This is a genomic window from Bacilli bacterium, assembly GCA_036381315.1.
Lineage (GTDB): Bacteria > Bacillota > Bacilli > Paenibacillales > KCTC-25726 > DASVDB01.
In genome coordinates, this window is sequence record DASVDB010000093.1 from 1 (window position 1) to 9671 (window position 9671).

Here is a 9671-nt window from a genome sequence, read left to right on the forward strand (position 1 = left end):
GCGGCGCATGATGGATCGGGGATATCGCATTTCGGTTACGCCGGACGTGTTGTACGAGCCGGAAATTCAGAATTTGGTGCGGCAGTATCCGTTGGATTTGCTCATGACGGAAACGGACGGGCCGTGGCCGTTCGAGGGGCCGTTTGCCGGACAAATGACGAATTCGGTGATGGTGAAAAGCGTCGCCGCCAAAATCGCCGAATTAAAAGGCGTCGCGCTGAAGGATGCGCAAGCGGCTTTATACGAAAATGCGGCGCGCTTTTACCGGTTTTAATTCCTGTGCGCCTCCCCGCGCTTCGCTAAAACGGGGGAACCGCCTCCTGCCGAATGATCCGCGGTTAGGGGGCCCGGATCGTCGCCCGGCTATCCATCTCAAGCATATGGGACCGCTGTGAAAGCTGCGGTCCTTTCGATTTTTCCGGATGTGGTTGGCAATGCGGAAAAAATGATCTGTATTAATCCGCGCAAAAAAAGCCAAAAACCGCATGTATGCTGGGTTTTTGGCGTTGCATTTTCGAGGGCTGCTTGCGCAGCCCTCGCATGGGAGAGGAGAAACCGGATGAAGAACTTATGGGGAAACGTAAGTCTTCTCCGCGGTTGTCTACCGACATTTTCATGCCGATATCTAAATGATTGCCGGGTTTGCGTATTTTATACATGGCAAACGATAATTTTTCATCCGGCAGACGCATGGGCGAAATGGCGGAGCCAATCCGCTGCCGTCGGATTGATATTGCCATACGGTTTCCTTCCTGCCAGGAAATGTGTTACGATGGTAAGAAAATTGGAAGAGAGTGACGACACTTGCGGGTTGTATCCGGCATTGCGCGGGGCAGGCCGCTCAAATCCGTCCCGGGAATGGGCACCCGCCCGACGACCGACAAAGTGAAAGAAGCAATCTTCAGCATGATCGGGCCATATTTTTCCGGCGGAGTGGTGCTGGATCTTTTCGCCGGCACGGGCGCGTTGGGCATTGAAGCGCTCAGCAGAGGGATGGACACAGGATTTTTTGTCGATCAGGAATATAAAAGCATCGAAACGATCCGCGCAAATCTGCGCGCCACCGGTCTTGCCGATCGTGCGGAAGTTTACCGGAACGACGCTTTCCGTGCCATAAAAACGATGGCTAAACGGGGATTGCGGTTCGATCTTGTCTTTTTAGACCCGCCCTATAAAATAAAGACGATGGATGCGCTTTTGCTCACGATGCAGGAATTATCGATGATTCGAAGCGGCTGCGTCATCGTAATCGAGCATGACGCCCGGCACCATTATCCCGAAGTAATAGGCGGTTTGTCGCTCGCCAAGCGGGGGAAATACGGCGATACCGCCGTTTCCATCTATCAGTTTTGGAGTGGTGATCAATGAGCAACACGAATAAAGATCCGGTAATCGCGGTTTATCCAGGCAGCTTTGATCCCATTACGTATGGGCATTTGGACATCATTCACCGTGCCGCGGACATATTTGATCATCTCATCGTGGCGGTGCTGAACAATTCGAGCAAAGCCCCGTTGTTTACTGTGGATGAGCGAACCGAACTGCTGCAAGCGGTAACGAAAAATATTCCCAACGTGGAAGTGGACAGTTTTAGCGATCTTTTGATCCGCTATATGGAAACCAAGCAAGCAACCGTTATTGTGCGCGCACTGCGCTCGGTTTCCGACTACGAGTATGAATTGCAGCTGGCGTCCATGAACAGGCAAATCGGCCATGTGGAAACGCTGTTTATGACTTCAAATCCCAAATATTCGTACCTAAGCTCCAGCATCGTTCGGGAAATCGCGCGGTTTCGCGGACCGGTTACAGAGCTGGTCCCGCCGGAAGTGGAAAAAGCGCTGAAAAGCAAATTCGCGAAATAAGGTTATTTGGGTCGCGGCTGGCACATCCTGATAAAGCCCGCACTTGCAAGCAAAAAAACAAGCCAGGAAACAGCCGCGCTCAGGCCTAACAACCAGATGGCGCCTTGCGCGAAAAGCGGGGAAGCCGCGGCGGAAAGGTTCGGGCTTGCGACAACAGCGCGGAAAGCCTGCAATGCGCCGGGACTGCCGTAAAGCCAATGCGTAATCGGGCGATAGAGCAAGAGCGTAAAAAGAAAAGCGAGCGCGGCGTGTACGAGCCGCGCAAGAAGAAAGCGGCCGTAGTGAAACGCATTGGCGCCGACGATGCTCTTGACCTGGGCATGCACGGCAAAGCCGCTCCATGCGAGGATGCCGGCGGCAATGGCGGTCTGGGCGAGCTGTGTGGATGATATGTCCTGGCCGATCGCAAACACGCCGAGATTGGCTTCGACCGCTCCGGTTAAAATCGGGCCGGCCCACCGTCCGGGCAAACCGGCAAAACGAAAAGCGTACGCCATATATCCGGCGATGGCCGAAAAAAGTCCGGCCATACGCAGCATTTCCAAAAAAACGGCGGCGATCATCATCGTTCCGCCGATGACAAACAGATTTTGCGCCGCGGTCAAAACGGCATCGCCAAGGATTTTGCCAAATGCCCGGCCGTCTTCGTTGCGGACTTCGCGAATTGCGGTAAGGCAGCTTTTCAGCAAGGGCGGACGGTCGGCGGGACGGAGATGTTTTTCCCCGCTCATGTTTGCGGCGAAACGTCCGAACAGCCCGATAGCGATTGCCGATGCCGCTTGCGCCAAAAAAAGTACGGCGCCTAGTTCAGCCCGGTGTAAAAAGCCAACGGAGATTGCGGTGAATACCCACATCGGCCCGGCAATATGCGACATAGCTACGACGCGTTCCGTTTCGCCGGGCGTCAGCAGCTTGCGCCGAAACAATCTGCCGGCGACATCGGCGCCTGCGGGATATCCGGCAATAAGCCCCGCCGCGAACGCCAGGCCGCACTCGCCCGGCAGGCGGAAAGCAAAGCGCATGAACGGATCGGCCAATACGCCGAGCGCCCGGACGATGCCAAAGGCAAAGAGCATTTCCGTCAGGACAAATACGGGCAGCAGTGACGGGAATAAAATTTCCCACCAAATTTGCAAACCATATAGCGATGCCTGAAATGCCCTGCTCGGGAACAAAATAATGAGGATAACAAATGCAACGACTGCCGCTCCGAACAGGGCGGTGACCGATTTTTTTGCGGTAGCGGCCGGGAACTTGTCCATAGCATCATTCCGCCTTTTTTCGCTTTTGTACATGTTTACGAAGCGGCGCTTGCTTTTAGACCGAGCTTTTGCCGCAGGGAAGGGAAGAGAGCCATGAATGAATCCGAATTCGACGCTCATAAGTTAGCCGGAGATAATCAAAACGTAAACGGCGGCCGACATCGCCGCAATCCGCGTGCCCGCTCGGAGTATACGCGATGGCTGATTTTTTTCGCGATCGCCGCCATTCTCGGCAGTTATGTGCTTGTATTTATGCCGACGCAATACGTTATTTTTTCACCGGGCACGGCTGAGGAAGTGAAGCCGATGATTCATGTGCAAGACGGCGATCCGTCCGAACAAGGAACCTTCATGCTGACAACGGTGCGGATGACATACGCAAATTTGTTTTCCTATTTATATGCGTCGGTTACGCCGCATACGGAAATACTTCAGAAGAAAAATGTGTTTAGCGAAGGCGAAAACGAAAGCGAGTATTCGAAGCGGCAGCAAATGATCATGATCGATTCGCAAACCAATGCGATGCAAGCGGCCTATAAACGCGCCGGAGTGCCGTATCACGTCGTCACGCAAGGAACGGTCGTGCTCCGCACCATTCACGATCTGCCTGTGGCGAAAGTGCTGAAAAGCGGAGACAAGCTTATCAAATTGGATCGCACAGCGATCAAATCAAGCGCCGATGTGTATGCTTTTATGGAAAAAAAGCAGGTGGGCGACACGGTAACCGTTACCTTTGAAAGGAACGGAAAAGTGAAAACAGCGGCAATCGTGCTGGTCGATTTGTCCAAGCAGGATCCGCAGGCGAAGCCTGGCTTACCCCGCCCCGGTCTGGGACTTGTGCCGGCCGACTTGATGCGTGTGCAGGCGGACGATCCGGCCAAACAGGTTTCCATTCAAGTTGACGATATTGGGGGACCGTCCGCCGGATTAATGTTTTCGCTGGAAATTTTCAATCAACTGACGCCGGGGGATTTGACAAAAGGATATCGCATCGCCGGAACCGGCGAGATCGATCCGCAAGGAAACGTCGGCGTAATTGGCGGCATCAGGCATAAGGTTGTCGCCGCGGACAGGGAGAAAGCGGATATCTTTTTCGCGCCGGAGGATCTGAAGTTTCAGGATCCGAAATATCCGCCGATTTTGAATTATTCCGAAGCCGTGGCGGAAGCAAAGGCGATCGGCACGAAAATGAAAGTGGTGCCGGTCAAAACGATGGACGATGCGCTTGCATATTTGAAAAAATTAAGTCCGAAAACGAAATGACCGATAAACGTACCGTCGGTTTTTATTGACAAAAGCGAAATTGAACCGATATAATAGTCTTTGTTTGTTCGAGGTGGACCTTATGTTCGTCAACATTCAGGAATTGGCCGCAACCGGCAAAACCGTTCATATTTCGGAACAAATTGCGTTGCGCGAATTTGTCGAGCGGCATGCGGATATCGTCTCGGCCGATAACCTTAAGGTTGATCTGTCGGCGACATATGTTTCGGGCGCCGTACATGTCACGGGCAATTTGCAAACGGAATTAACGCTGTCCTGCTCGCGTTGCCTGAACCATTTCACGGAACAAATCAACAGTTCCTTTGCTGAAGTTTTCGTCTATGATCCGGACAAAGCGGCGGAAGATCCCGAAACGGATGTCGAATATGTGCGGGCGGCAAAAGTGGATTTGCGGCCGTATTTGCTCGAAAATGTGTCTCTGGAAATTCCTTTTATCCCACTTTGCAGCGATTCGTGCAAAGGCTTGTGCCCGATCTGCGGCGCAAACCGCAACGAGCATGAGTGCGCATGCAAGGAAGAACATACGGATCCGCGCCTTGCCGGATTACAGGAATTTTTTAATCGGAAATCATCTGAATGATGACTTTATTAAGGAGGTGGGATGATGGCAGTACCTTTCAGAAAAACGTCGAAAGCCCGTCGCGACAAACGTCGTACGCATTTCAAACTGTCTGTACCCGGATTGGTAAAATGCGAGCAATGCGGTGAATTGAAACTGTACCACCATGTTTGCAAAGTTTGCGGGTCTTACCGGAAAAAGGATGTAGTCAAACAATAATTTTGGTTAAAAGAGTATCTCATCTGCAGGTGGGATGCTTTTTTTATGCTGTTTAACTTCCTTTTTGGCAAGGAATTATATATACTGGCTTTAGCACCAGGTATTAAAATTTCGTATAAAAGCGGATTGGCCGAAGGCGGTGTTGACGATCAAGCGTTTACCCAAAAAAGAGCGCCAACAGCAATTAAAAGAAGCGATTGCGGCAAACCCGTTTCTCACGGATGAAGAGTTGACCGGCGAATTTCACGTCAGCATCCAAACGATCCGTTTGGACAGAATGGAACTGGGCATTCCGGAAGTGCGGGAACGGATCAAATCGATGGCGGAAAAAAATTACGATCATGTGCGGTCGTTGCCGCCTGACGAAGTGATCGGAGAAATCATCGATCTGCAGCTGGACAAAAGCGGCATATCCATACTTGAAATCAAGGAGGAGCATGTTTTTTCCCGCACGAAAATCGCCCGCGGACATCATTTGTTTGCGCAGGCAAACTCGCTCGCCGTTGCGGTTATCGACGTGGAAGTCGCCTTGACGTTCACCGCGGAAATACGTTTTATCCGGGCGGTAAAACTGGGAGAAAGATGTATCGCCAAAGCTTACGTCCGCAATTTTTCCCGCAAAAGAATGAAAGCGAATGTCGAGGTTTTTATTTACGTCGGCGATGAGCTGGTTGTGCATGGAAATTTCGTCATTTTTCGCTCTTTAAAAAATTCTCAACAAGGAGGCGGGCAACATGCGGATAGCAATTGACGCAATGGGCGGCGACAACGCTCCGCAAGTGACTGTGGAGGGCGCGATGCTGGCGGCGGCTGAATTTTCCGATATGGAATTAAGCCTTGTCGGCGACGAAGCGGTTCTGGCGCCGCTGTTAACGAAGCATTATGCCAACATCCGCATCGTTCACGCGTCCGAACGGATCGCCGCGGACGATGAACCGGCGCGGGCCGTGCGCCGCAAAAAAGACGCGTCGATGGTTGTTGCCGGCCGCATGGTGAAAGAAGGCGAAGCGGACGCCATGCTTTCCGCCGGCAACACCGGAGCGTTGATGGCTACGGGATTGCTCGTCATCGGCAGGATGGAAGGAATCGAGCGGCCGGGGCTCGCGCCGATGATTCCGACGATGGACGGCAAAGGCACGCTGGCGATTGACCTTGGCGCAAATGTGGACGCCGCTCCGCAACATTTGCTCCAGTACGCCATCATGGGCAGCATTTACCGGCATAAGGTGCATGGAATCCGTAATCCGCGAGTCGGTCTGTTGAACATTGGCACGGAGGAAATGAAAGGCAATGAACTGACGAAATCGGCCTATCCGCTCCTGAAGGCGGCTTCGCTCAATTTTGTCGGAAATGTGGAAGCCCGCGACGTGCTGCGGGGCGTTTGCGACGTGCTCGTTTGCGACGGGTTTGCCGGGAATATTATGCTGAAGTCGTTGGAAGGAGCAGCGGAAGCCATTTTTTTTGCGTTAAAAGAGGAATTTACGCGTTCGTTTGTGAGCAAGCTGGCGGCGGCGGTATTGAAACCGGGGCTGAAAAAATTTAAAAACAAGCTCGATTACACCGAGCACGGGGGCGCGTTGTTGTTGGGTGTGAACGGCGTGTGCATCAAAGGGCACGGTTCCTCCGACGAAAAAGCGATTAAAAATGCGATCGGTCAGGCCCGCAAGGCTCTCGCCAACAATTTGGTGCCGGCGATCGCGGCCGAAATTACCAGGAAGTGAGTGGAACAATCGTGAATTTAATTCCAGTGGGGATCATCGGAACCGGCGGCTATGCGCCGGAGCGAATTTTAACCAACAGCGATCTGGAAAAGATGGTGGAAACGAACAACGAATGGATTGTGACCCGCACGGGCATCCGGGAAAGACGGATTGCCTCGTCGGATGAGGCGACGTCGGATTTAGCCTATGCAGCGGCGGTCCAGGCGCTCGAACGCGCCAAGATTGCGGCGGAAGATCTGGATCTGATTATCGTCGCGACGATTACGCCGGATACGGTTTTTCCCGCCACGGCTTGTTTGCTGCAAGCGCGGCTCGGCGCCAAAAAAGCGGCCGCATTCGATTTGTCCGCCGCATGCTCCGGGTTTATTTACGGACTTGCTTCCGCGTCCAATATGATTGCCACCGGCATGTATAAATACGCCCTCGTCATCGGCGCGGAAACGTTATCGCGCATTACGGATTACACGGACCGCAACACCTGCATTTTATTTGGCGACGGCGCCGGCGCAGCCGTGCTGGGCCCGGTTCCGGCCGGAAGAGGATTCCGCTCTTTCGAGCTAGGCGCGGACGGGTCGGGCGGCGAACTGCTGAAGCTAGCCGGGGGCGGCTCGCGGTGTCCTTCATCTTTGGAGAGTGTTAAAGACAGAAAGCATTTCATCCATATGGCAGGCAGCGAAGTGTTCAAGTTCGCTGTGCGGATCATGGGGGCGGCGGCGGAAGAAGCGTTGCGCAAAGCCGGGATCGACAAAAAGGAAGTGGATTTTCTCATCCCGCATCAGGCGAATGTCCGCATTATTCAATCGGCATTGCAGCGCCTTGACTTGCCGGAAGAAAAGTGCATGATTAATTTGGACCGGTACGGCAATGTGTCCGCCGCGTCGATTCCGATCGCTTTGAACGAAGCTGTGGAAACAGGCAAAGTGCGTGAAGGCGATTGTTTGCTGTTTGTCGGCTTCGGCGGCGGCCTGACCTGGGGCGCATCCGTGCTGATCTGGTAAGCGGAAGGGAGGAAGCACATATGGGCAAAATAGCGTTCGTTTTTCCCGGCCAGGGCGCGCAAGCGGTTGGCATGGGCAAAGACGCATATGAAACCGCGGAACGGGCGAAAGCGATCTATGATCAAGCGGACGATCTGCTCGGATTCAAATTGAGCGAATTGATTTTCAACGGTCCCGAGGATAAATTGAAACTTACGTATTACACGCAGCCCGCTTTATTAACCACGAGCTATGTTTACTTTGAACTGTTCAAAAGCAAAGGCATACAACCGGATTTCGTCGCCGGGCACTCGTTGGGCGAATACAGCGCGCTTGTTGCGGCGGGGGCGTTGCCGTTTGCCGCGGCGGTGAAAACCGTGCATGCGCGCGGGCTTTTTATGGATCAAGCGGTGCCGGCGGGGCAAGGAGCAATGGCGGCGATGCTCGGGGCCGACCGCGACTTGCTGCGGGATCTTTGTGCAAATGTTTCGCGTGTAACAGCAGCCGTGGAAATGGCCAATATCAACTGCCCCGGACAAATCGTTGTCTCCGGCACAAAAGAAGGCGTCGCCGCCGTAATCGCGCGCGCCGGCGAAGCGGGCGCCAAGCGCGCCATACCGTTGGAGGTTAGCGGGCCGTTTCATTCCTCGTTAATGCAGCCGGCCGCCGAGAAATTGAGCGCGGAGTTGGCGGCGGTGCCGTTCAGCGATGCGAAGGTGCCGGTTGTGGCCAACGTTACGGCGCTTCCCGAAACCGCCGCGGACCGCATCCGCGAGCTTTTGGTCAAACAGGTCGTATCCCCCGTGTTGTGGGAAGACAGCGTGAAATGGATGATCGCGCAAGGGGTGGATACGTTTTACGAAATCGGATCCGGCACCGTCTTATCGGGATTGATCAAAAAAGTGGATCGCAGCGTGAAGACCATTGCCATCAACAGCGTTGCGGCGATTGCCCAAACGCACGCAAACGTGTAATCGCGAAAAAAGAATATTTTTGCAAAAGCCGCTATAGCGGCGGGAGGGTATGATGCTTAAAGGAAAAGTAGCGTTGGTGACAGGTTCGTCAAGGGGCATCGGCAGGGCGATCGCGCTTGCGCTTGCCAAAGCGGGCGCGGAAGTCGCCGTAAACTATGCCGGCAGCGAGCAAGCGGCGGCGGAAGTCGTGGAAATCATTCGCGGGCTTGGCCGCAAGGCGGAGAAATTCCGCGCCGATGTCGGCAACGCCCAACAAGCTGAACAGTTGGTAAAAAGCGTTGTTGAAACATTCGGCAAAGTCGATATTTTGGTGAATAACGCCGGCATAACGCGGGACAATTTAATAATGCGAATGAAAGAAGAAGAATTCGACGAAGTTATTCATACAAATCTGAAAGGCGTGTTCAATTGCACCAAGGCAGCCGCGCGGCCGATGATGAAGCAGCGCTCCGGCACGATTATTAATATTTCTTCCGTCGTCGGCGTTATCGGCAACGCGGGGCAAGCGAACTATGTTGCGGCCAAGGCGGGCGTGATCGGGCTCACAAAATCGACGGCGCGGGAACTTGCTTCGCGGGGCATTACGGTCAATGCCGTCGCGCCCGGATTTATCGCCACGGAAATGACCGATAAACTGCCGGCTGACCTGAAAGAAACGATGAAGGGACAAATACCTTTGGGGAGATTCGGCGAACCGGACGACATTGCCGGAGTTGTGGTGTTTTTGGCGTCGCCGGCGGCTTCCTACATGACGGGACAAACGCTCGTCGTCGACGGGGGCATGGTCATGTAAAGGCTATGGCATTTTGTTTT

12 protein-coding genes are annotated in these 9671 nt (G+C 53.6%); 11 read left to right on the top strand and 1 reads right to left on the bottom strand.

The window, feature by feature from the left end; genetic code table 11:
* The 3 genes from VF260_06940 to coaD form a co-directional block, all read left to right on the top strand.
* A partial coding sequence (locus VF260_06940) for a TatD family hydrolase (GenBank protein ID HEX7056918.1) occupies positions 1-274 on the top strand: 274 nt, incomplete at its 5' end.
* A gap of 530 nt (positions 275-804) precedes the next feature.
* Positions 805-1368: a 16S rRNA (guanine(966)-N(2))-methyltransferase RsmD gene (gene rsmD / locus VF260_06945; protein HEX7056919.1), complete on the top strand. Its 564-nt coding sequence runs from the start codon at positions 805-807 to the stop codon at positions 1366-1368.
* A complete protein-coding gene (coaD, locus tag VF260_06950) occupies positions 1365-1862 on the top strand; it encodes a pantetheine-phosphate adenylyltransferase (protein ID HEX7056920.1) in 498 nt (165 codons plus the stop codon). Before rsmD ends, coaD begins: the two co-directional genes overlap by 4 nt.
* Before the next feature lie 2 nt (positions 1863-1864).
* On the opposite strand, the gene VF260_06955 is transcribed toward coaD, so the two are convergent.
* Positions 1865-3124: a nucleoside recognition domain-containing protein gene (locus VF260_06955; GenBank protein ID HEX7056921.1), complete on the bottom strand. Its 1260-nt coding sequence runs from the start codon at positions 3122-3124 to the stop codon at positions 1865-1867.
* 93 nt (positions 3125-3217) lie between these two features.
* Between VF260_06955 and VF260_06960 the strand changes: the two genes are divergently transcribed.
* From VF260_06960 to fabG, 8 genes are all read left to right on the top strand, one after another.
* Positions 3218-4387, top strand: a complete 1170-nt coding sequence (locus VF260_06960) for a SepM family pheromone-processing serine protease (GenBank protein HEX7056922.1) — start codon at positions 3218-3220, stop codon at positions 4385-4387.
* Positions 4388-4469: 82 nt separating this feature from the next.
* The gene (locus VF260_06965; GenBank protein ID HEX7056923.1) at positions 4470-4988 is read left to right on the top strand and encodes a DUF177 domain-containing protein; all 519 of its coding nucleotides are present in this window, start codon (positions 4470-4472) and stop codon (positions 4986-4988) included.
* Positions 4989-5012: 24 nt separating this feature from the next.
* On the top strand, positions 5013-5186 hold the full coding sequence (gene rpmF / locus VF260_06970; protein ID HEX7056924.1) for a 50S ribosomal protein L32: 174 nt from the start codon (positions 5013-5015) through the stop codon (positions 5184-5186).
* Between the two features lie 139 nt (positions 5187-5325).
* Positions 5326-5937 carry a transcription factor FapR gene (gene fapR / locus VF260_06975; GenBank protein ID HEX7056925.1) on the top strand — a complete coding sequence of 204 codons (612 nt, stop codon included), beginning with the start codon at positions 5326-5328 and terminating at the stop codon, positions 5935-5937.
* Positions 5921-6907 carry a phosphate acyltransferase PlsX gene (plsX, locus tag VF260_06980; protein HEX7056926.1) on the top strand — a complete coding sequence of 329 codons (987 nt, stop codon included), beginning with the start codon at positions 5921-5923 and terminating at the stop codon, positions 6905-6907. The genes fapR and plsX overlap by 17 nt, the downstream gene beginning before the upstream one ends.
* An 11-nt stretch (positions 6908-6918) precedes the next feature.
* Complete coding sequence (locus VF260_06985) at positions 6919-7905, top strand: beta-ketoacyl-ACP synthase III (GenBank protein HEX7056927.1); 987 nt, start codon at positions 6919-6921, stop codon at positions 7903-7905.
* Between the two features lie 20 nt (positions 7906-7925).
* Positions 7926-8858, top strand: a complete 933-nt coding sequence (gene fabD, locus VF260_06990; protein HEX7056928.1) for an ACP S-malonyltransferase — start codon at positions 7926-7928, stop codon at positions 8856-8858.
* Positions 8859-8910: 52 nt separating this feature from the next.
* Positions 8911-9651, top strand: a complete 741-nt coding sequence (fabG, locus tag VF260_06995; protein HEX7056929.1) for a 3-oxoacyl-[acyl-carrier-protein] reductase — start codon at positions 8911-8913, stop codon at positions 9649-9651.
* Positions 9652-9671 lie beyond the last annotated feature (20 nt).